14 protein-coding genes are annotated in these 22,646 nt (G+C 62.7%); 6 read left to right on the top strand and 8 right to left on the bottom strand.

The window, feature by feature from the left end; translation table 11 throughout:
• Positions 1–185: 185 nt before the first annotated feature.
• On the bottom strand, positions 186–1,730 hold the full coding sequence (locus tag I41_RS12825; protein WP_391524844.1) for a DUF7453 family protein: 1,545 nt from the start codon (positions 1,728–1,730) through the stop codon (positions 186–188).
• A 566-nt stretch (positions 1,731–2,296) separates the two neighbouring features.
• Positions 2,297–3,229: a hypothetical protein gene (locus I41_RS12820; RefSeq protein ID WP_145433067.1), complete on the bottom strand. Its 933-nt coding sequence runs from the start codon at positions 3,227–3,229 to the stop codon at positions 2,297–2,299.
• Between the two features lie 614 nt (positions 3,230–3,843).
• Here I41_RS12820 and I41_RS28775 point away from each other — a divergent pair.
• Entirely contained in the window at positions 3,844–4,347 is a 504-nt protein-coding gene (locus I41_RS28775; RefSeq protein WP_449273585.1) for a DUF7670 domain-containing protein, read from the top strand.
• 409 nt (positions 4,348–4,756) lie between these two features.
• Here I41_RS28775 and I41_RS12815 read toward each other — a convergent pair whose 3' ends face one another.
• Positions 4,757–5,809 (bottom strand): IS630 family transposase, encoded by a 1,053-nt coding sequence (locus I41_RS12815; protein WP_145431984.1) that lies wholly within the window; start codon positions 5,807–5,809, stop codon positions 4,757–4,759.
• A 365-nt stretch (positions 5,810–6,174) separates the two neighbouring features.
• On the opposite strand from I41_RS12815, the gene I41_RS12810 reads away from it, so the two are divergent.
• The 5 genes from I41_RS12810 (at position 6,175) to I41_RS12795 (ending at position 14,160) form a co-directional block, all read left to right on the top strand.
• Positions 6,175–7,548, top strand: coding sequence for a DUF1501 domain-containing protein (locus tag I41_RS12810; RefSeq protein ID WP_145433066.1), 1,374 nt, complete (start codon positions 6,175–6,177; stop codon positions 7,546–7,548).
• Positions 7,549–7,570: 22 nt separating this feature from the next.
• Entirely contained in the window at positions 7,571–10,078 is a 2,508-nt protein-coding gene (locus I41_RS12805) for a DUF1549 and DUF1553 domain-containing protein (RefSeq protein WP_246133863.1), read from the top strand.
• An 85-nt stretch (positions 10,079–10,163) separates the two neighbouring features.
• Positions 10,164–13,010 (top strand): WD40 domain-containing protein, encoded by a 2,847-nt coding sequence (locus tag I41_RS12800; protein ID WP_168206877.1) that lies wholly within the window; start codon positions 10,164–10,166, stop codon positions 13,008–13,010.
• 187 nt (positions 13,011–13,197) lie between these two features.
• Positions 13,198–13,413 carry a hypothetical protein gene (locus tag I41_RS28610; RefSeq protein WP_391524835.1) on the top strand — a complete coding sequence of 72 codons (216 nt, stop codon included), beginning with the start codon at positions 13,198–13,200 and terminating at the stop codon, positions 13,411–13,413.
• 339 nt (positions 13,414–13,752) lie between these two features.
• Complete coding sequence (locus tag I41_RS12795) at positions 13,753–14,160, top strand: PEP-CTERM sorting domain-containing protein (RefSeq protein ID WP_168206876.1); 408 nt, start codon at positions 13,753–13,755, stop codon at positions 14,158–14,160.
• Between the two features lie 364 nt (positions 14,161–14,524).
• Here the strand turns inward: I41_RS12795 and I41_RS12790 are convergent, their stop codons facing one another.
• From I41_RS12790 to I41_RS12770, 5 genes are read right to left on the bottom strand one after another with little or no spacing between them, the layout of a single operon-like run.
• Positions 14,525–15,688 (bottom strand): VWA domain-containing protein, encoded by a 1,164-nt coding sequence (locus I41_RS12790; protein WP_145433062.1) that lies wholly within the window; start codon positions 15,686–15,688, stop codon positions 14,525–14,527.
• Positions 15,685–18,000 (bottom strand): DUF5682 family protein, encoded by a 2,316-nt coding sequence (locus I41_RS12785; RefSeq protein ID WP_145433061.1) that lies wholly within the window; start codon positions 17,998–18,000, stop codon positions 15,685–15,687. Before I41_RS12785 ends, I41_RS12790 begins: the two co-directional genes overlap by 4 nt.
• 50 nt (positions 18,001–18,050) lie before the next feature.
• On the bottom strand, positions 18,051–19,154 hold the full coding sequence (locus I41_RS12780; RefSeq protein ID WP_246133862.1) for an ATP-binding protein: 1,104 nt from the start codon (positions 19,152–19,154) through the stop codon (positions 18,051–18,053).
• A 23-nt stretch (positions 19,155–19,177) separates the two neighbouring features.
• On the bottom strand, positions 19,178–20,785 hold the full coding sequence (locus tag I41_RS12775; RefSeq protein WP_145433060.1) for a DUF5691 domain-containing protein: 1,608 nt from the start codon (positions 20,783–20,785) through the stop codon (positions 19,178–19,180).
• A 49-nt stretch (positions 20,786–20,834) separates the two neighbouring features.
• Positions 20,835–22,211, bottom strand: coding sequence for an SWIM zinc finger family protein (locus I41_RS12770; RefSeq protein WP_145433059.1), 1,377 nt, complete (start codon positions 22,209–22,211; stop codon positions 20,835–20,837).
• Between the last annotated feature and the right edge of the window lie 435 nt (positions 22,212–22,646).

Raw genomic sequence — 22,646 nt, 5'->3', positions numbered from 1 at the left:
TTCGGCAATCGCGTATTAGAATGGCGGTCGATTCGGTTGACGTTGTCAGGGGTTCGCGCAGGTCCCTCAATCGGTCGGCCAATACGCCTATGCTTTGCGCGCTGAGGTGTTCACGACCGCTCACTCTTGGAGCAAAGTGTCGAACCTTAGGTCGATTTCACCGACGCCCTGTAGTTAGCGTGTACTTAATGGCCCGCCCAGCGCATTCTCGATCTGTACATCAATGCCAACGGGCCTAATGCCACGATACTCGAGGGCTCCGGTACTGCCACAGCATTCGATACAAACACGCCGCTGGTCCCGTCGGTGAATCGGGCGAAAAACGCAACTTGGCCAAGATCATTGAACCCCGTGATCCTGTCCGATCCAAAGCTGCCCCCCTCTGAGAAGCTCAGATACTGAACTTCCCGCAGGTCCGGCGTGGCGGGGTTGTCATTAACGTTCAGGGAATCTCCGGCCTTGACGATTGGTCGAAGAACCCCATTTCGGTCCTGCGCCCAGATGCCGTGGTGCAGCGGGCTGAATTCCACAGTTCTTGCGCTAAACGCAAGCTGTCCGCGAGCGTTGACCGTGGAGGTTCCGAAATCAATGAAAATATCGTCGGTCCCAGGCGCGGGGTCGCCTTGTCGAGCCACCATTTTCAGTTCGCTGGAGGGATCCGCGAGCCAAATGCTCTCGGTCATAACATTGCCCTGTAGCAAGCTTGCGGCGAACGCCGCGTGGCCTCCCTCGCCGAGAGCAGGGTCACGAAATGTAGGAAAGTTAATATGGTTCGATGCGAACACAGCGTCGACCCCAGGCGCCTGTTGACCCTGAATAGCAACAAGAACCAAGCCTGTTTCGGTCGAGTACCGCCAGAGGGCCCTACCGGAGTCATTGGAACCTCGTGGATTTGGCGTTGGACTGAGACCAGTACTAAATGCAAGCTCACCCCGGCCGTTGACGCGCGGCGGCCCGACAGTGTGAAAGGTCGCATTGGCGCCCGGTGCGACGTCGCCTTCGCCCACGATTATTTGAAGCGCGCCTGTGGGGTTAGCGAGCCAAATTGCTCCTTTCGTGCGGTCGCTGAAAAACGCACCTCGGAAGGCGACGTGTCCGGCGGAGCCAATTGCGAGACTTGAGTCAAAAGTGAGGATCTCCGACAGGTCCCTGAATGTCCCGGTGGTCCCGGGGGCGCTATCGCCTCGCCGCGCAACCAGGTCGAGCGCTTCGCCGCCCACTTCGGCCCAAATCCCTTGGAAGTTGGACGCATTCACGCCGCCGAAGAACGCGACGTCGCCATTCGCATTCATCGAGGGACGGTGAATCTCAAAGTAAGTGACGCTAGTGGACGGAGCGATCGATCCATGTGCAGCAACGACAACGTCGGTGTGCCCCAGGCGATTCCGCAAGATATTTACCGCGCTGCGCTGAGTCGCCGCAGGCTGGCCCGAGAACGAGCCATGGTAGATGGTTTCGCCTTGGTCGCTGATTAGGGGACGGGCAACATTCGCGTAGGTCGCATCGCCAGGCAGGCCCGGTCCTTCATGCGCAATTCGTCGAAGGCCGCTGCCGCCAGCTTCCGTCCAGACGCTTTCGTCATTGATGGCGCGTGTAGGCCGCGGCTCGAAGAGGAACTCAAAATTGTTGAACGAGGGCGAAGCAATGAACGCCGTCTCGCCACGGTTGTTCAGCGAAACACCGGAATAGCCAACGTCACCGAACGTCTCATTGGTTCCTGGCGCAGGCATGCCCGATAAGGCGACGGTTCGTACGCCGCTAACCACGCCAGCCAAGCAGTTCTCAACCGACCACAAGAACATCGATCCGAGCGCCGCCAAGGCCCATCTATGAACTGCCTTCATTGGTCATTCCATTTCTTATGGATCGCTTGCTATGCGCTGCCACGGCACAGTGCACCGTTTCCGCGGCGCCCGATCACTGCCAACCTTCGCTAACGCCCCTTGTAGACGACGATATGTGCCAGCGACGCGGCGGTCAAATATGCCGAGGCCTGCCAGCGAAAAGGAACCGTCAAGGACCACCGTGGTCGATGCGAACCCCAGTATGCTGCATCGCAGTCCAACAACTAAGGAGAGCTTGGCTTGGGCGATCGTCGTGGTCGCTCCCGTACTGGTCTCCCCGACCGTCGGCTGAGGCCTTGTTCGCTTGCGCGCGGAGGTTCATGCCCATAATGTCCCGAAGGGCCGTGTGGGCGAGCAAGGGATGGAGACGCCCCGGGACGACGATGTGGCGCCACGCGCGAATGTGCACTCGCCTACGTCATCGTAGGCTCGGCGCCCAACGCAAAGAGCGTCTAGCACGAACGTCGTCGGGAAGCGATCCCAAAGATCAAAAGCGACGATAGCATGGCCGCAGAGGGCTCTGGTACGGCAATGAACCGCATAACACCCCCGGTGCGCAGGAACGGAATCGTTTGGGTGTTTCCATCTGGGAACGTCAATCTTAGTGAGCCGTCACCATCAAGGATATCGCCGGGCTCTAGTTGACGCCCATCCACCCATGCCTGTCTAGCATACCATTCAATGACTCCCGTCCTTTGCTGCAACCCGAGCGGTGAGTCGAACTCTCCACCATGGATCTCCAAGATTCCTCCAACTTGCGCGACCAATAAGGCATACCGCGAGCTTCGGAAGACGCCACCATTGATTCGAACGTTGCCGCCACCGCGATGTTCAAGCGCGCCATCATCGTCCGCTGTGAAATTCCCACCGTTGACTGTGATTGAACCATTGAACCATGTCCTGAGAACGGCACTGCGTGTGGCGGTGAAAGAGCCGCCGTTGATCGTGGCGTGCGAATTGTTGCTTGCGTAGAGAAGCTCTCCGGATGTGCTGGTATCGAGGAAGACGCCCCCGTTGACTGTCAGGTGACTGTGATCTTCGAGATGAAAAACATGAGAAGCACTTCGTTGGACAACGTCGCGTAGGACACCGTCATTAACGACCGCTGTCGCCTGGTTGAGTAGTCGGATTGGTGATCGAGCGAGGCCGGTTGGTTTCTCGATAAGGCCCCCATTCACCACGATTCCACTCGACTCCGTGCCGTACAGCCACATATAGCGATCGCCGTCTTGGACATAAAACGGATCGGGCGCCGAAACTCCGTAGATATTGTCGGAGTTCGGAAAGACTCCAGCGTAAGCTACTCGTCCCGTCAGAAACAGGATGCCGACGACGATGAAATAATGCTTGGCAGACGTTCGGATGAACTTTGCTGATCGTTGCATTAGCCGACCTCGAAAATAGCGTTGGCAAGCATGGCATTCCGGGGGATTCATCTTAGCAGCGGCCCAAAACACTGCAAATTGACGGTTCTGGAATGGACAGTCTATGCGAACCATTTGCGGATACTTAGGATATATTATCTTCGCTTCAATCCTAAGTCACAGCAGTGCTCGACAGTTTGTTCAAATGGAACTCCGGTCAACTCGCGGCGGCTGGCCCGGCTTCAGCAGATTCGCTAACTGCGCAACTGCCCGAGATAGCTGACACTTCTGCAATTGCGGTATCGCCTTGACGGCAACTGCGCTCAGGCTCTCAAGCCCCCGGACTGACTCTGTCCACGTGACAAATGAGGGCGTGGCATTGGCTGCGACGGAGTGCGCTCGGACGGTTCGTCATTAGTCACCAACGTGAACGTTAATGAAGTTCGGGTGATGCACCTCCGGCGCTAGAAAATCACGGTGTGCGATTGCGACAACGCATGCGCGATGGTGCGCGCTGTGCCTGTACAATAGCCGACAGACCCTGGCCTGCTCGCCATTTTGAGACTGCGAACTCGTTAAGCATGTAATGGTGTTGTCCGCGCAATTTTCGTATTTCCGAGACCTCTTGTTTAAGCGTGCTAAAGTATGATGCGCACGCACGGAGAGTGTACTCGCACGTTCGGTGGCAAGAAGTCCTAGTTCGGCACGAATACCATGAGGACGAGCTAGGGATTGCGATTGAAATTCTTCGTCAGGACCGAAATATAAAACCGGAAACGATTCTCAGTTGGGTCGCCCGAGCATGGGGCGTAGGCAGCACACTGCTCCTTGTGGCATTCATGTTCGGGGGCCAAGAGCACTTCCGACCGACCGCAAGCGAGGCCCTCGCCCTGCTATTCTTCCCAGGCGGTGTAATCTTAGGATTCGCCTTAGCGTGGTGGCGCGAGCTTTTCGGAGGCTTGATCACGGTTGTAAGCCTTGCCTTGTTTCACCTGTACATATTTGCCGGCAGCGGGCAATTTTGGCTCGGGCCGTACTTCCTCCTATTCGCCGCTCCAGGATTCCTCTACATAGTAAGTGCGCTACTGGCTAGCCATCGAGGCCGCCAACGGGCACCTACTGCGGACGCCGCACGATAAAGTGACAAGGTTCGGCGTTATCGCCCCGGAACTGTGATTGAGCGGAGGAACCGCCAACGCGGCTGTTCGCAGCCTCACGTGAGTCTCACATTAGGGCGTGTCCTGTGCTTTCAAGCGTCATTGCGTAGATCGCCCCGACTAAGAGGCCGAGCGCCCGGAGGCTTGCGCGCGTCGGTGTTCACCACCGCCAACTCTTGGAGCAAAGTGTCGAAACGCAGGTCGATTTTGCCGCCGGCAGTTGCGCACCCCTCGAATCGGCTGAGGATCGTCCAACTGATTGCAGATTCCGCTAGGGCATAAGTCAATCGGTGTGTCGGTCTCAGCGCGCAAGCAAGCAGCAAGAATTGGCTTTGAGGCGCCTTCTGGGGCGCTCCATATGGCTCCAAGAAGTCGCGGGCTAATACGCGTTCTAATTTGAAGTAGCGCGATCGAGGTGAGTGGCGGCACAGACGGTTTTCATGAGTTCGGCGTCGAGAGCCACTTTCGTCCAGGCGTCGACGGCGGCTTGTTCGAGGGCGTCGTAATTGTCGTAGGCTCGGTTGCTCCAGCAGTGGCTCTTGAGATAGTGCCATAAATTCTCGATCGGATTGAGTTCGGGACTGTAGGCCGGCAGCGTGACGACGGTGACGTTGTCGGGAACGCGGAGTTGGCGGCTGATGTGAAAGCCGGCCCCGTCCCACAGCATCACGGCATGTTCGCCTGAGGGAATCGTCCGAGCGAACTGGGCGAGGAACTCATTGACGATCTTCGCATTGAGCTGCGGGCTGAGCAGCCCTTCGGCATGCCCCGTCTCGGGGCAGACCGCTCCCAGCACCCAGAGATATTCATACTCGGTCTGACGAATGGCCGTCGGCCGCGACCCGGTCCTGGCCCAGACGTTCGTGGTCGTTCCTTGTTGGCCGAACCGCGATTCGTCCTGGAAGTAGATCCGCAGACGTTTGGTCGGATACGCCGCGGCAATCGCTTGCACGCGTTCTGGCCACTGACGGAGGAACTCCGTTTGCTTTTCGGGGTCCGCCTTGCGATGCCGCGGCCGAGGGCGGAGGTACGAGTAGCCTAACCGGTGTAGCAAGTGATACACGCCGGCCAAAGAGCGGAGCAGATGGAACTCCTGCGCCAGAATCCGCTGCACGTCCTTGCCGCGCAGCGAGCAGACGTCGTCTTCCGCCGTGGGGCCAGCGTCGAGACGCTGACGAACTTCGTCCTGTTGTTGGGGCGTCAGCGGCAAACGCTCTTCGCGGCCGCGTCGATCGTTGAGGCCCGCCAGGCCTTGTTCGTTGTAGCGACGCACCCATCGCTGGCAGATGCGGCGACTCAGGCCCACGGCCATCGCCACGGCTGGAGCCGTCCATCCCTCCTGCGCCAGAATCACAATCCGCAGACGTTTGGCGCGGTCGGCGTCCTTCTCGACGCGTTCCAGACGCTTGAGTTCCGCCTGAGGCAAATGGCCCTTCACCTCCATCGCAACCTCTCAAAAAGGGGATTGCGATAGCATGATGGATAAACTGGGCGGGCGCAAGAGGAGGCGCGCTACTTCAAATTAGAACGCGTATAAGAGGGACCAAGAGGCCACGAAACTAACGTTTGATGGCGTCTTAGACATCTAACCTCGCATTCCGCGCGTCCCGATGCAAGATTCAAGTTCCTGTGGTTGCACAGTCCTGCGCGGATGGAGTTCAAGGAATCCCCGCCACACCCGACAGGGCTAGGCTAGTTCTCGACACTGCGGGATGTGCCCACTCCGCCCCGCGAATCAGGTATACTCGGGGATAGGTCGGCGGGGCGCGCCGGCCATCCTTATCCGAGCGAGCGTGGGGGGCTGGTGGCATGTTGGATTTGCTTGGCCGGGGCTCGGCGGTCACGTGCAATGGCGCGACGCGGCGTGATTTTCTGAAGGTCGGCTCGCTTGGTGCCATTGGGTTCTCGCTCGCCGACTACTTCGCGGCCCGGGCCGCCGCCAACGAGGTCCCGGCCAACGATCGCTCTGCGATCATGATCTTTAACCTGGGGGCCCCCAGCCAGCTCGACACGTTCGATATGAAGCCGGACGCCCCAGCGGAGATTCGCGGGCCGTTCAAACCGATCTCGACCGTGGCGCCAGGCATCCAGGTGTCGGAAATCTTTCCCAGGCACGCCAAGATTGCCGACAAATTTTCGCTCGTGCGCTCGTGCCATCACGGCGGTGCGGCTGTCCATGACGCGGGGTGGCAATGCGTGCAAACCGGCCGTGTGTTCGCCGGCGGCGTGAATACGCCGCATGCCGGCTCGGTAGTCAGCTACCTTCGCGGGCGAAAGACCGACCTACCGCCGTTCGTGGTGCTGCCGCAGACGATGGGCCGCGGCGGCGGGAACCTACCCAACGGACAGGCCGGCGGGTTTCTGGGCAAGGCGCACGATCCGTTCTCGCTGATGGCGGATCCCTCGCAGCCGAACTTCCAAGTGCCTGACCTGCTGCCGCCGGCGGAGATCGACGACATGCGGCTCGGCCGGCGCCGCAAGCTGCGGGAGATTGTCGAAGCCAATATAAAATCGTTCGAAGCAAGCGAAGACGCGCAGCTTATGGACGAGAACTTCCAGGCCGCGTTTCGGCTAATGACCAGCCGCGAGGCCCGCGAGGCGTTCGATTTGACGCAGGAGCCGACCGCGGTGCGCGAGCGGTACGGCATGAACCGATTCGGCCAGTGCTGCCTGCTGGCCCGACGGCTTGTCGGAGCGGGCGTGCGGTTCGTCACAATCAACACGTTTCTGACCGTGTTCGACGAGATCACGTGGGACATCCACGGCACAAAGCCATTCACGTCGATCGAAGGCATGAAGAACATCGTGGCGCCGATGTACGACCAGGCGTACAGCGCGCTGATCGAAGACCTCGACCAGCGCGGCATGTTGGAAGGGACGCTCGTGTGCAACCTGGCCGAGTTCGGCCGCACGCCGCGCGTGAACCCCGCGGGCGGGCGCGACCACTGGCCGCAGTGCTTCACGTGTTACTTCGCCGGCGGCGGCGTGCAGGGCGGGCGCGTCGTCGGCAGCAGCGATCCGATTGGCGCGGCGCCGGCGGATCGGCCGGTCGAGCCGGGCGACCTCGTGGCGACGATCTTCCACAGCCTCGGGCTGGACCTGGAAACCGAGTTGCCGGGGCCATCGGGGCGGCCGTTCCCGCTGGTCGATTTCGGCCGGCATGAGATTCACGAACTGTTTTGACCTGATTGCGAGTGCAGGCGGCATGATTCGACGTCGACTCTTACTACTCCTCAGCGCCGTAGTCGTATGCATGGGCGCGATGAACGCGGCCCCCGCATCGGCTGCTGACGAGAATCGCTACGCAGTGCTCCCCCCAGCGTCGACGCTCGACGGCGCGCACGCTCGTCAGCAACTGCTCGTGGAGAGCATGGCCGTCGACCGGATGACCGGCGACCGCACGGCCGATGCGCAATTCGGCACGAGCGATCCCGCAGTGGCCAGGGTGGATGACGCAGGTCTCATCATCCCCGTCGGCAACGGCGACGCGACAATCACGGCCACGATCGACGGACTGGCCGTGACCGCGACGGTCTCCGTACGCGGCATACAAGACGCGGCGCCGTACAACTTTCGCAACGACGTGCAGCCGGTGCTGGCAAAACTGGGTTGCAACTCGGGCGCATGCCACGGAGCGCTGGCTGGCAAGGGTGGGTTCAAGCTCTCGCTGCGCGGCTACGACGCGCTGGCCGATTTTCACTCGATCACCCGCGACGCCCGCGGCCGTCGCGTCGAGCTGGCCGACCCGGGCCGCAGCCTCTTGCTGCTCAAGCCCACGATGGCCGTGCCTCATAAGGGCGGGCTGAAGTTCGACGAGCAGTCGCCGGCCTATGAGATTCTCTCGCAATGGATTGCCGAGGGCGCTACAGCGCCTGGTGATCAGGACGCGATGATCGAGTCGCTCGAAGCGTTCCCCGCCGAGGCCATGCTCCGGCCTGGCGATGAGCAGCGCATCGTGGTGCGGGCGAAGTACGACAACGGCGCGGTGCGCGACGTGACGCCGTGGGCCAAGTTCGCGTCCACGAACGAAGGCGTGGCCACGGTCGATGACGACGGCCGACTGAAGGTGATCGGCCACGGCGCAGGCGCGTTGACCGTGTGGTACGCGAGCAAGATCGTCAACGTTAGCGTCATCTCGCCCTACGACGCGAAGGCGCCGCGCGAAACCTTCTCCGACGCCCCGCGAAACAACGTTATCGACGAGCTCGTGCTCAAGCAACTCCAATTGCTCAATCTGCCGCCGGCCGGGGCAGTTGATGACGCGACGTTTCTGCGGCGAGTCTCTCTGGACACCATCGGCAAGCTGCCCACGGCCGACGAAACGCGCGCGTTCCTCGCGGACGCGTCGCCGGACAAACGGGCGAAGCTCGTCGATTCGCTGCTCGACCGCGAGGAGTTTGTCGATTACTGGGCCTATCAGTGGTCTGACTTGCTGCTGGTCAACGGCAACCGGCTCCGTCCCGATGCAGTGAAGGCGTTTTACCGGTGGATTCGCGAACGGGTGAGCGAAAACACGCCGTGGGACGAGTTTGCCCGGCAGATCGTCCTGGCCCGCGGCGGCAGCGTCGAGAACGGAGCGACCAACTTTTACGCGCTGCACCAGGACCCCGAAACGATGACCGAGAATATCAGCCAGGCGTTCTTGGGCCTGTCGATCGGCTGCGCTAAGTGCCACAATCATCCGCTGGAGAAGTGGACCAACGACCAGTATTACGGCATGTCGAACTTGCTGGCCCGCGTGCGGGCTAAAGGTTGGGGCGGCGACGCCCGCAACGGCGATGGGCTGCGAACGGTGTTCGTGGCCAGCCGCGGCGATCTCATCCAGCCCTCCACCGGAGTTCCGCAGCCGCCGGCGCCTCTCGATGGCGAACCGCTGGAATCCGACTCTGGCGATGCGAGACGCGAATACCTGGCCGACTGGCTCACCGCGGCGGACAACCCATACTTCGCTCGCGCGATTGCCAACCGCGTGTGGGCGAACTTCTTTAATGTCGGACTGGTTGAGCCGATCGACGACTTGCGGCTCTCAAATCCCGCGAGTAACGAGGAGCTGCTGGCAGCGCTCGCCGACTACCTCGTTGAACACGACTACGACCTCAAGGCCCTCATGCGGCTGATTCTCCAGTCGGCGGCCTACGCCCGCAGCAGCACGCCGGCGAGCGAAGGCGCCGGCGACGCGCGCAACTTCTCGCATTACTTTCCGCAGCGGCTCATGGCCGAGGTGGCGCTCGACGCGATTTCACAGGTCGCCGACGAGCCGTCGCTGTTCACCGAGATCGAGTTTTCGGGCGCTGACTTCGTGAAGACCGACTTCTACCCAGAGGGAACGCGGGCGATTGAGCTGTACGACTCGGCGGTCGTTTCACGGTTTCTGCGCACGTTCGGCCGGCATCAGCGGACGGTCACCTGTCAGTGCGAGCGATCGAACGAGCCCAGCCTTGTCCAAGCGTTGCACCTGTCCAATGGCGAAACGATTCTGAAGAAGCTCGCCGCGGAAGACGGCAAATTGGCGTCCCTCGTGTCCAGCGGGACGCCGAACTACCGGATCGTCGAGGAGTTGTACCTGTCGGCGCTCTCGCGCTATCCCTCCGACGCCGAGTTGGCCCAATTGCTGCCGGTGCTCAACGAAGCGCCGGCGGACCAGCGGCGCATCGTGCTCGAGGATATGTTCTGGGCCGTACTTACCAGTCGGGAATTCATGTTCAATCACTAGTCCACTTGCGCCGCTCGATGTTTGCGGCGATTCCATCATGAGGCGATTGTTACAACTATGTTCGCGGCTGCTTGGTGCGGCCGTTATGCTGGCTCTTCTCGCCAAGGCGCAAGGCGCCGAGACTGAGGCGCCGGACTATCTGCGCGACGTAGCGCCAATCTTCGGCACGTATTGCGTCGGCTGTCACACGGCTGACGCGCCCGAAGGCGAGTTGACGCTGGAATCCTTCGCCGGCCTCATCGCGGGAGGGGTCAATGGCGCGGCGATCGTGCCCGGCCGGGCCGACGCGAGCCGGCTCATTCGCATGGTCACCGGCGAGATCGAACCGGTCATGCCGCCGAAGGACAACGAGCGGCCCACCGAGGCCGAGATCGACGTGCTGCGGCGCTGGATCGATGCGGGCGCGACTGGCCCGGAAGGAACGGCGCCGGAGTTTCCAGAGCTTACCACCCCGTCGATCGAGCCTGCGACAAATGCGCAAGACGAAATCACAAGTTTCGCGCTTGCACGTGACGGCACCCGGCTCGCGCTGGGCAAGTACCGCCGCGTCGAAATCCGCGACGCCGCGACCGGCGACGTCGTGGCTAAGGGCGCTGAAACGCCGGGCAAGGTCAACGGCGTGCAGTTCTGGGGCGACGGGTCGCGCGTCGTCGTCGCGTCGGGCATCCCCGGCCTGTATGGCGTGGCGATAGTGCTCGACGCTGCTGATGGCAAAACCGTGCTTGAGGTGAAGGGGCACCGCGACGCCATTTACGACGCGAAGCTCAGCCCCAAGGGCGACCTGCTCGCCACGTGCAGCCATGACCGCATGATCCACCTGTGGGACGCCTCCACGGGCCAGCTCGCACGCACGCTCTCCGGCCACAACGGCGCGGTGATGCGGCTGGCGTTCAACGCCGATGGCACGCTCCTGGCGAGCGCCAGCGCCGACGGGACTGTGAAAATCTGGCAGGTTGCCACGGGCGAGCGGCTCGATACGCTGGGGCAGCCCGAAGGCGGACAGTGCGCGGTGGCCTTCAGCCCCGACGACGCGTGGATCGTCGCCGGCGGCGCCGATCGCCAGGTGCGCGCCTGGCGGCTCGTTTCGCGCGAGGCGCCGCGAATCAACCCCATGGTCCACGCCAGTACCGCGCACGACAGCACGGTCGTCGAGCTGGCGTTTTCGCCGGACGGCGCGAAGCTTGCCAGCGCCTCCGAGAGCGGCGAATTGGTCCTGTGGGACGTGGCGAGGTTCGCTCCGGTGCACCGCTACGAATTGCAGCCTGACGTCGTGACGGGAATCGCATTCGAGGCCAACGGAGAGCATTTCCTGGTCGCGCGGATGGACGGCTCGCAGCAGCGCTACGCGGCCAACTTGCCCGGCGACGCCGACGCCGCGGATGCTCACCTGGTGAGCGATGACAACCAAGACCCGAACGACCCGGCGCCGCGCGAAGAATCGGCGGAGCAAGAACCCAACAACGCCCCGGACGCCGCAAATGCGATTGCCGCCCACGCCAGCGTGCGCGGCGTGATCGCCGCCGCGGGGGAGAGCCGTGCGCCGGACGTCGACCTGTACCAATTCTCCGCGAAGACTGGACAGCAGTTCGTGATCGAAGTGAACGCCGCGCGCGACAAATCGCCGCTCGACTCCCACATCGAAGTGCTAGATGCGACAGGCCGCTCCATCCCCCGCGTCGTTCTGCAGGCTCTGCGGCCGAGCTACTTCACCTTCCGCGGGCACGATTCGATGGAGCTCGCGGACTTTCGCCTGCACAAGTGGCAGGACATGGAGCTGAATGAGTACCTCTACGCGAACGGCGAGGTCTCCAAGCTGTGGATGTATCCCCGCGGGCCCGACTCGGGATTTCTGGTGTATCCGGGCATCGAAGGCAGCCGGATTGCGTACTTCGGCACCACGGCCATTACTCACGCCCTGAACGAGCCGTGCTACATCGTCGAGCCGCATGCTCCCGACGAACAGCTCATCCCCAACGGCCTGCCGCAGTACACGATCTATTACGAAAATGATGACGACGGCCGGCGGCAGCTTGGAGCTGACTCGCGCGTGGCGTTCACGGCGCCGGCGGACGGCGACTACCTCGTGCGCGTGCGCGACGTGCGGTCGCTCGGGGGCGACGATTACAGGTACGAGCTGATCGTGCGGCCGCCGCGGCCCGATTTTCAAATCAAGGCGAGCGCCGGCGACCTGACCGTCGGCGCCGGCAGCGGCAAGGAGTTTTCCATCTCGGTGGAGCGGCTCGATGATTTTGAAGGCCCGATTCAGATCCATGTGAGCGGTTTGCCGCCCGGATTCCACGTGTCATCGCCGCTGGTGATCGAGGCGGGCCAGAACATCGCCTATGGAACTATCAACGCCGCGCCAGATTCAGTCGCCCCTCCGGAAGACCAGTCGCCGATCAAGCTGACCGCGTCCGCCGAAATCGGCGGCATAACGGTGACGAAGAATGCGGTGGATCTGGGCCAACCGAAGCTGGCGCCGGCGCCCAAGATTCTGATCCGCGTGCATCACAAGAATCAGCCGTCCGAGACGGTCGAGACGGTTGACGCTTCAAGGCCCGGGGAACCGCCCGCGCCGATCGAGCTGGAAATCGCCCCCGGCGAGACGATCTCCGCCATCGTGGAGCTCGTGCGCGATGGCAACGACGGCGAAATAACTCTCGGCGGCGATCACTCGGGGCGGAACCTGCCACATGGGGTGTTCATCGATAACATCGGCCTCAACGGTCTGACACTGCTTGCCGGGGAAAGCGAGCGGGAATTCTTCATCACGGCCGAGCCGTTGGTTCCCGAGCAGTCGCGGCTGTTCCACCTGCGCACCGAAGCCGAGGGCGGTCAAACGAGCTGGCCCGTCCTGCTACACATCCGCCGCCAGCGGCAGGCCGCGGCAACATCCCCTGCCGAAACCGCCGCGGCGACGGCATTCGACTGAGGCGGCCGGCAGGCCAGATTCATCGTTCGGCGTCGGCTTGACTGAAGGACAGCCACCCTCGGTGACTTCACCTCTGCGCCCTATACCGGGCCGTTCGTGCTGGCGGTTGCATCGACCGACTGGACGAACCACGGACCGCTGGCGCGCGGAGGCGTTCACGACCGAGGCTTGAAACGGCGTATTCTTAGTGCGCAAATGTGAGACACTCGTACGTGGGCAATTTACGCCGGTTCCAGAACCGACTTCCGCAAGACTCGGCGTTCTGGGATTGGCGTTTCTCTCTAGCGAGACGGCTAGACGTTGGCTGACCGTACTATGCGAGGCTTCAACGGAGTCTTCGACGGAAGGCGCCTCCGCAACCTACCTTACTAGGCGGGGCAGTAAATTTGGGGTCGTCTCATGAAAGAGTTGTTTTGCGCAGTTTTAGCGACAAGCGTACTGGCACTGCATGTGTCAGCAGCATTTGCAAATCCTCCGATTCTTTCCAATTGCACCATTCACAGGAGAGTATAGCGAAAGCTTCGAATCGTTCCGCAGTGGATGGATTACGGGATCGACGCCGCGCGACTCAGGTCCTGTAGATATTCTGGAAGGACTGGGAACGCTTACAGGCGAGTACTCCACAAGTGAATCGTAACCACCGGCGCCGCATCTGTTTATTTGGGACGGTCCCGGCTTTCATAGCCTAGACGGGTCCAGTGAATTGACCGCCATTCCATTCGATGGAGCGAAGGGCGTTTGCTTGCAACCGACTCTTGCCGGTTCAGACGTAATCACCTACCACTCCCCCAGCGGCCGAATCGACTTCGATGAACCGGCATCGAAATTCGGCGGTTACTGGCTCCATGCCGTCACCACATCGCAGGCCGGACCGATCAGAATCAGCTTTTTCGACGTCGCCAACAGTCTCATCGACGAGGTTGCTTTTCGCTATGACTTCGCAAACCTGCGTGGCGAGTCAGAGTGGTTCGGTTGGCAAAGCACTGTACCGATCTACGCCGTCTCGTTTACGGGCTTCTGGGCCAGCGTGGACGGGCTTCAAGTCACACTCGTCCCCGAACCGTCTAGCGTGGTCCTTGCGGGGATTTGCGGCCTGGTCGCGGCGACTCGTCTTAGATGTCGCAGGATTTCGGCGTCGGCCGAATTATGAATGCTGCGTACTCAGGCGGCTATAGCTCACAGCGCCACCGCCATCCCCAACAACCCGCACACGACCGTCGTAGCTGGGCTGCTAGGATGGCTGTGATTCTGTAAGTGGCGAATCGCGGTCTTCCGCCGACGGCTTTTCTTGGTCCGTGTCGCATGAGTAGCGTTCCGGCGCGGGCGGCAGATCTACGTCAATCGCAAATCGTCTGTCCAAACTCAACAGCAGACGCATTGCTCAAGAATGCCAACAACACACAAGCGCCGCACACGGCCGACTCGCAATAAGCAGATGTTTTTCGTCAACACAATGCTTGGCGTTCCGACGCTTGCCCCTCCCTGGAGGCGACGCGACACGACGCAACAGCCGCCTACCGTTGGCCGCGGCTGTTTGGCCGCGAGGTGCGAATGTCGCGCTCCGCCGCCCATTGAGCGATGTCGCGTCGGTTGATCGCCGCGGCCATCAACTCCGGAAATTGATCCGGCGAACAAGCAAACGACGGGGCGCCGAGGGCGGAGAGGTTCGCCGCCAGCTCCCGATCAAAGCTGGGCGCTCCCTCGTCGCTCAGTGCGAGCAGCGTGATGAACTGGACGCCGGAGTTGATCATCGCCCCCGCGCGACGGAGCAATTCCTCCGCGACGCCCCCCTCGTAGAGATCGCTGATCAGCACGAAGATCGTTTCCTGCGGGCGCTCGACCAGTCCCTGGCAATAGCCCACAGCTCGATTGATGTCCGTTCCCCCGCCGAGTTGGGTCGAGAAGAGCACCTCCACCGGATCGTGCAACTCGTCGGTGAGATCGACGACGGCCGTATCGAAAACCACCAGCCGCGTTTGAATCGCCGGCAGCGACGCCATCACCGCGGCGAAGATACTGGAATAAACCACCGACGCCGCCATCGAGCCCGATTGATCGACGCACAGAATGACTTGCCGCAACGACGAACGCTTCCGTCCCCAACCGATGCGGGTGTGCGGGATGATCGATTGATACTCAGGCTGGTAGTGTTGGAGGTTCGCACGAATGGTGCGCGGCCAGTCGATCTCCTGATGCCGCGGACGACGGTTGCGCGACGCGCGGTTGAGGGCGCCGGCGATCGCCTGCTTCGCCGGCTCCTGCAAGCGGCGCATGAGTTCATCTACGACGTTAGCGACGACGCTGCGGGCGGTCTCCTTAGTCTTGGCGGGCAGCACGCCGCGCAGCGACAGCAGCGTCGCCACCAAGTGGACGTCGGGTTCGACCGCTTCGAGGAGTTCCGGTTCCGTGAGCAGCTGCGTCAGGTTCAGCCGACTCAGCGCGTCCCGCTGCATCACCTGGACGACTGACTTGGGGAAATACTTGCGAATATCGCCGAGCCATCGCGGGACGTTGGGGGCCGATGATCCCAGCCCCGCTTTGCGGTCGGAGTCGTACAGCGCCGCAAGCGCGCCGTCGATGGCGGCGTCCTCGCCGCCGAGCGAGACGCCGATGCCGTCGGCTTGCTCGCCGCCTAATAGCAACCGCCAACGTCGCATCAGTTCTGCCTGATCACTCATGGTGGCGCCTCGCGTCCGAGCAACTTGGCCAGCAGCGGCAGCACCTGTGCAGCGCGCTCATAGTTGAACCCGCTCGCGGCTGGTTCGACGGCGCCGCCCGCGGCGGTGGAAGGTCCGCCGCGCTTCACCCGCTCGCCCATCTGCCGGCGCTCGGCCGTTTCGAAGGTTGCGAACGTCCGCCGCAACAGCGGCAGCACTTCGGTAAACGCTTCGCCGGAGAGCGACGCCACCCACGCGTTGACCGCGTTCCACAGCGTCAGGTCGTGAATCAAGACGAGTCCCGAGCTTCGCAGAAACCCTTCGATCCAAGCGGCGGCCGCCGTTCGCGCCACCGCCGGCGAGAGTTCGAGGGCAAGCACGCGATGAAGCTGATCGGCTTCAAGGCGCCCCGCATCGTGCAGCGTCCTGACGGCGCGGCCGCGCAGCAGCGGATGGACGCCGCTTTGCTCGGTGATCGACCGCTGCGAGTCGTACCAGGCGGCGAGCATTCCTTCGTCGCTGAGGATATCGAGTGCCGCGCCGACTTCAATTGTCAGCGTGAACAAGTCGCCGGCCGCATCGTCGTTGAGCGAATGGCACGCACTCGGAAGGCCGATGCAAATCCGTTCGACGACGCCGCGAATAACGTCGCCGACCAGCGTCGCATCCGTTTGGCGAACGTTCCCGTAACGCATCGTTCGAGCGAGCGCCGGCAGCGCGGCCATGAGCTGCGGAACGTCGCTAGCGACCGAGGCCCGCCGTTGGATGGCAGCGACCAGCGATTTGACGGCCAGCGGAAGCTCGGCCAGCAGCGCGTGGGCGAGCAGTTCGGTAAGCTCGGCCAACGTCGCCGCGTCGTCGCACGCTTGCTTCACGCGAGCCGTAGCCGCTGCTTCGATCGTGTTGCCGTAGCGCGAGGCTTCGATCAGCTTCACGGCCAGCTCAGGCGCCCACTGCACTTGCCAGTACTCGTGGAAGGTTCCCTTCCCCCCGCGTCCGCCCCGATCGGAGTCGCCCCAGGGAACGTCGAGGAGGTTCAGCCGATGAAGCAAGCAACTGCGCGCCAGATCGTTCGGCTTCCGCAGGTCGAGGTCGTACTTCTTAATTTCAGACGTGGCCGGAAGACGAAGCCGCTTTTGCAGGGCGAGCAGGTCGCGCTGCAGCGGCGCCATCGGCGCCTCTGCGGGAATCGCGCCGAGTCGGTCGCCGATGATCAGCCGACGCCGCACGAGCGCCATCGGTCCTTGCTGGCCGTTGCAGAGCACAGAGAGCGCCGCTTCATCGAGTTCCTCCAGTCCCGGCAGCGGCCGCTCGCGCATCGCGGCCAATGATTCCGCCAGTCGCACGGCTTCGATCACGTGCGCCGGTGAGGCGTCGAGATCGCTGCTGCGCATCACCTGCGCCACGCGGGTTAGCCAGTGAACGGCGACGTCTTGCTCGTCGGACCAGAGCAGTTCGTACCACGCGGGCGAGACGACGCCGGCTCCGTAGCCCGAGCCGCTGGCCAGTCGGTCGTAAGTCCACGGCGACCAAGCCGCCGCGGTCTTTACCTTCTTGAGCCCCGCCAGCACGCTACTGTCGTGCGCCGCGGGCGGCAGCCTGGCAGGATCAAGGGCCGGGGCGTGCCAGGCGCCGCAGACGACGGCAATACGCTCGAATCCCTCCTTCAGGGCGGCCCGCAGCGTCTTGCGCATGTACGCTTCGCGGCGGAGCTCGCGCAGATCGTCCATCGCGGGCGCATCGTCGCGAAGCGCGGTCATGGCCTCGCGGACGGCGGTGAACACCTCGGTACAATTCCCGCGACGGCTTTCGATCAGGTAGTCCCACCACCGCTCGCCGTCAGAGAAACCGGCTGCCTCGGCCAGCAGTCCCAACGGGTCGCGACGAAAGATCGGTTCAGCGGCGCTCGGGCTGTTGTCCGCCGCGTCGCCCCCTACTACCGCGGTCTCTTCATCGCCAGACTTGCCGCTAGTTTCTTCGGACGGCTCGCCCTCGTTCTCCGCTTCACCGGCGAGCTGATGCCACTGCGGCAAGTCCATGAATCGCGTCGGCACGCCCTGTTGCAGCCCGTACCGAATCGCCCGCCATTCCGGCGAAAATCCTGCGAAAGGGTAGAAGGCCGCGCGTCGCGGTTCGTCCGGCACATACACAAGCAGTGCAACCGGCGGCTCCATCTCCGCATGCACTGCAAGGGCGAGAACCTCTTCCGCATCGGGCGGACCTTCGATGAGCAGGCAATCAGGCTGCAGCGCCTCCAGCGCGCGCTCCAGGCTCCGCGCCGAACCAGGCCCGTGATGACGGATGCCGAAGATGTGGACTCGCTCGCTGCTCATGGCCGTCGGGTTGATTAACGCATGACGTGACGAACGGCTCGCCGGAACCGCTACAGCGTTTCTCGACACGCGCGATACAGCGCCTTCCAGTCGTCCCGTTCCTTGGCGACCGTCTCGAGATACTCCTTCCACACGATCGCGTCTTGCACCGGGTCTTTGATGATTGCCCCCGTCAGGCTCGACGCCACGTCGACGGGCTTCAGTCGGCCATCGCCGAAATGGGCGGCTAGCGCTACTCCGCTGTTGACGACGCTGATCGCCTCGGCAGTCGAGAGCGTTCCCGACGGCGATTTCAACTTCATCTTTCCGTCTTCGGTTTTGCCGTCGCGCAGTTCGCGGAAGATCGTGACGATCCGGCGGATCTCTTCGATGGCCGGCGCATCCCCCGGCAGTTCGAGCGCGCGGCCCAGCGAGGCGACGCGCTGCTGCACGATCGTCACCTCCTCTTCGACTGTTGCCGGCGGCGGCAGGACCACCGTATTGAACCGTCGCTTGAGGGCGCTCGAAAGCTCGTTGACCCCCTTGTCGCGGTTGTTCGCGGTGGCAATGACGTTGAACCCTTTGGTCGCCTGGGCTTCGGTATTCAACTCCGGAATCGGCAGCGTCTTTTCCGAGAGGATCGTAATCAGCGTGTCTTGAACATCGGACGGGATTCTGGTGAGCTCTTCAACGCGGGCGATCCGGCCTTCGGTCATCGCCCGCATGACGGGCGACGGCACCAGTGCGTCGAGCGACGGCCCCTTCGCCAAGAGCATCGCGTAATTCCATCCATAGCGAATCGCTTCCTCGGCCGTGCCGGCGGTCCCTTGGACGAGCAGCGTCGAATCGCCGGAGACAGCGGCGGCGAGATGCTCGCTCACCCAGGTCTTCGCCGTTCCGGGAACGCCGAGCAGCAGCAGCGCCCGATCGGTAGCGAGCGTGGCGACGGCGATCTCCATCAGTCGCCGGCTACCGACGTACTTGGGAATGATGACGGCGCCGTTGCTGAGCGTGCCCCCCATCAGGTACGTCGTCACCGCCCAAGGCGAGAGCTTCCAGTTGGGCGGCCGCTGGCGATCGTCGGTCTCGGCGAGCGCCGCCAACTCGTCGGCGAATTGACTTTCCGCGTGTTCCCGCAGAATGACGGGGAGTTCCTTCTTCTTCGTTGAGCTCACGGCATTCTCCACAGAGCGTCGAGTTACGGTGCTGGCTTGGATGGAATCGGCAACGCCAACGCGGCGAACATCTCCCGGCGAAAATGGACAGTGCTGATCAGATCCTGCACTGCGGCCGCAAAGTTCGGCGACCAGTTTTCCAGGGGGACGCCGAGACGATCGGCAAGTTGATCGGCCAAGCGAATCGCCAGCCTCGTCGGAGCGGCGTCGGTGATCAACTGTCGTAGCGCGGGATCGTAGATCGCGCTCGTCGCTCGCGTCGCCCGCTGCAAGAAGTCGATGACTGCCGCGGAGAGCGCGTCATCCCAATCAAAGTCGCAGGCCTGCAGCATTGCGACGACGTTGGCATGGTCTGAATGCGGATCGCCAGCGGCTCGCGCCGCGACGGCGGCGGCTTGCTCGGCGGGCAAAACCTCCATCAGCGGCAAAATTGCCTGCCGGCGCCACTGTTCGTCGACGGGGGCGTCTTTCACGGCCGGCGCCAAGCAGACGTGCGTCAGTAGGGCGCTGGCCCATTCGCCGTCGCGCTGAATGCGACTCGCAGCGAGCCAGCCTTCGAGCAGCGCGATGCCCCATTCGCTATGGAGCGCGGCAGCGATCCAGTCAGCCTCGCGCTGGTCATGCTGTCGCCAGACCGGCAGCGGCGCCAGCGCAACGATTTGCATCAGTAGCGATGCCTTCTCGCCCAGTGTTCGCTGGGCGCGAGGCTCGACGCCGTCTCGTTTCAGCTCCGCGTCCGCCGCATCAGGGAGCGTCACCTCAATCTTCGGCGGCTTCTTTTTAAGAAGTCCGCCGCCCGGTTTGAGCGTCACGCTTGCATGGACGCGCGAAGTCATGCGTTGCGATAGCGCGGAATCCGGTAACCGCGAAAGGAGTTCCGCCGCCGTCGTGCGAACTTGCTTCGAGCGATCATCGAGGCACGATTCGAGCCACGGCTCGTCGTCGCGCGCCAGTCCATGGGCGAATTGTTCTAGCAGCGTCGTGCGATCGGCGGCCGACTCCGAACCCCAGGCCGCCTCGACGAGTTGCTGAGCGGCCGCGCGATCCGAGAGTCGCAAGCGTCGCAGCAATGCGAGCCGATCGTCACGCGAGTCAACCTCCCAGCTCGCAGCATTCGCGTCGGGCGTTTGCCATAATTTTTTCCAGTGAGGACGCCGCTCCGCCAGCCATCGGCCGCGATCTCCCGTCACGGCGAGCAGCGCCTGAAGCTCTGCGTCGTCGCGGACGTCGATGGCGATCTCCAAGAGTCGCGGCAGCGCCTCGGGCGGCGCATGCCAGCCGCCCGCAGCAGCGGCGGCAACCCAGTGAGGCAGCAGTTTCTGCCGACCGCCATGCAAGATCTCGAACAAGTGATTCGTCGCCGGCCGCGAGCAGAGGCGATCATCCGCGATGCAGAGCGGGATTTCTTCCGGAGTCGCTGCGGCGGACGGCAGGCGACCGGCCGACTCGTAGATCGCGAGCGTGGCAATCTCGCTGAGCAGGCTTTCCATGCTGCCATCGCCCGCCGCAGCGCTCGACAGCGACCAGGGCGAGCCACCCGCAGGCATGCAGGCGCGAGCGCCCGACCGGTCGAAGCCGAGAATCGCCGCGTTCACGACGTCGTTCCAACAAGCGGTGGGATGTAGATTCATCGGCTGATTCACATGAATGCGGCGATCACTTCATCGTAGTAGGCGCGGCTCACGACACCCTCGTCAACGGACCCGCCGTCGAGCGCTTCGGCCAAGCGAAATACGCCCCATTTGCGAAAGCGCCTAACGGTCGCAATTGCTCGCCGTCCCACTCGCCGAACAAACTGATCGGACCGCCGCCGCTCAGCGCAAGCAACGTCCAACCGTCGTTGAAGCGCGCATGGAGCGGCGCCTGCTCGCCGTCGCCATCGATCACGTGCCAGGTGACGCTTTCGTGCGAGGTAGCGGGCGACGGAACAGGCGTTACCGCGACGAGCGACATCGGTCGCCGATCAAGCCACGGATTCTTCGCCAATCCCTGGGCGTAGGCATCGAGTGCCTGATCGATCGATGGGACGCCCGGAAGCTGCGCGAAATTCTCGATGCCGCGGGTGCGATTCTTAATGACTGCCCGCAGCGGTTCGGCGCTCGGATAGTACGCCAGCTCAGCGTGCACCGTCGCCCCCACGACCAGCGACGCATCCAGCGGCTGTCCCATCGCTGAGAAGTCCAACAGCAGCGCCGGCATACCGTCAGCGGCGCGAAGAAGCCACGTTCGCTGCACGGTCAAACGTTCTTCCTCTTCAATTTGCTGGGCGACGACGCACCATGGCCCCTCGACGCCGGGCTGCTCCAGCACCTCTTCCTTGGATTGGGTCCAGCCGATCAGCGTTCGCAAATCCTGCTGGGACTCCACGGGCAACTCGGCCGCGCGGCGGTACCCTTCGACGGCGAGATGCAATCTGGCGACGCGTCGCAGAAAGCGGCTTTGCCAGCCCGAGCCAGCGCTCACGGTTTCGCCCAACTCATTTACCAAGCGGGCTAACCCGGGGGCTTGGGCATCGACGAGCCGCGCGGCCACGTCTCCCCAATAACGAACCGGTTGCGATTGAATCGCTGCGAGACCTTGCCGCAAGCAGTCGATCAAAACGCGGGAGAGTTCGTCGAGCCCAGCCTGGATATTCGCTTCGCGTTTCTCAACTCGCTTCGCTTGGGCCGCGGCGTCGACCGGTTTGGCCGGTTGCGACGCCTTCTTCTCGCGCTGCTCAGAACGTTTCTCCCGCCCGGCCAGCCAGGCGGCAACCCAATCGGGCGGATCGCCATCCGGAATCTTCGCCGCTTGTTCGGCCAGAATCAGCAGCAAGCCCAAGGCATGTTTGCACGGAAACTTGCGGCTCGGGCAGCTGCACTTGAACGCCGGCTCCGAGAGATCAACGCCGACCTGATACGGCCTCTGGCCGCTGCCCGAAACTTCTCCCCAGACGCACGTCGGCGTCCTGCCAAGCGTCGGCCATTTCCCCGGGCCCGCCTGCGATTGCCCCGCCTTCGCCGAGGCCGCGTCAGGTGCGAGGCTTAGAACACGGTCCTTCGTCCACAATTCAGACATTGCTTCCAGTAGCCGCTAGCGGAGGAGCTGATCCATTAGCATCAATGTCCGCCTATTCTAACGCCAGACGACAGGAACGCTATGCTGTTCATTGGCGCTGATTGCCCAAGTCTTCTCTGACCGCTGATAGTAAACTGCGCACGGCTGCCCAGAACGGGAAAGCACGTTTTCATTCAGCGGGAACTGATTTACCTGAGTGATTCCAATTTCCCGAGCGTCCCGGCAACGAAGGCTCGGCGTTCTTCGGACGTGGCGAACGAGTGCTTGCTGTCTGGCATCAACTCAATTGCAGCAAGTTGAGCATTACAGACTCGTCAATCCTCAGATTAGGCCTGACAGAAGTGAAGCCACTCGGATCCGTTAGACTTGAGCGACTGCGGTTGAACGAATAGCAATCGATCCAGACTGCAACCCAACTCTCACCGCTCGCGGAAA

Source organism: Lacipirellula limnantheis (assembly GCF_007746075.1).
Lineage (GTDB): Bacteria > Planctomycetota > Planctomycetia > Pirellulales > Lacipirellulaceae > Lacipirellula > Lacipirellula limnantheis.
This window is presented reverse-complemented; position numbering and strand designations above follow the sequence as displayed.

What these genes read in the sequence shown, in the direction of transcription:
- I41_RS12825 (WP_391524844.1), bottom strand. Translation starts at nt 1,730, where the DNA reads ATGCCTGCGCCAGGAACCAATGAGACGTTCGGTGACGTTGGCTATTCC.
- I41_RS12820 (WP_145433067.1), bottom strand. Translation starts at nt 3,229, where the DNA reads ATGCAACGATCAGCAAAGTTCATCCGAACGTCTGCCAAGCATTATTTC.
- I41_RS12815 (WP_145431984.1), bottom strand. Translation starts at nt 5,809, where the DNA reads ATGGAGGTGAAGGGCCATTTGCCTCAGGCGGAACTCAAGCGTCTGGAA.
- I41_RS12810 (WP_145433066.1), top strand. Translation starts at nt 6,175, where the DNA reads ATGTTGGATTTGCTTGGCCGGGGCTCGGCGGTCACGTGCAATGGCGCG.
- I41_RS12805 (WP_246133863.1), top strand. Translation starts at nt 7,571, where the DNA reads ATGATTCGACGTCGACTCTTACTACTCCTCAGCGCCGTAGTCGTATGC.
- I41_RS12800 (WP_168206877.1), top strand. Translation starts at nt 10,164, where the DNA reads ATGCTGGCTCTTCTCGCCAAGGCGCAAGGCGCCGAGACTGAGGCGCCG.
- I41_RS12790 (WP_145433062.1), bottom strand. Translation starts at nt 15,688, where the DNA reads ATGAGTGATCAGGCAGAACTGATGCGACGTTGGCGGTTGCTATTAGGC.
- I41_RS12785 (WP_145433061.1), bottom strand. Translation starts at nt 18,000, where the DNA reads ATGAGCAGCGAGCGAGTCCACATCTTCGGCATCCGTCATCACGGGCCT.
- I41_RS12775 (WP_145433060.1), bottom strand. Translation starts at nt 20,785, where the DNA reads ATGAATCTACATCCCACCGCTTGTTGGAACGACGTCGTGAACGCGGCG.
- I41_RS12770 (WP_145433059.1), bottom strand. Translation starts at nt 22,211, where the DNA reads ATGTCTGAATTGTGGACGAAGGACCGTGTTCTAAGCCTCGCACCTGAC.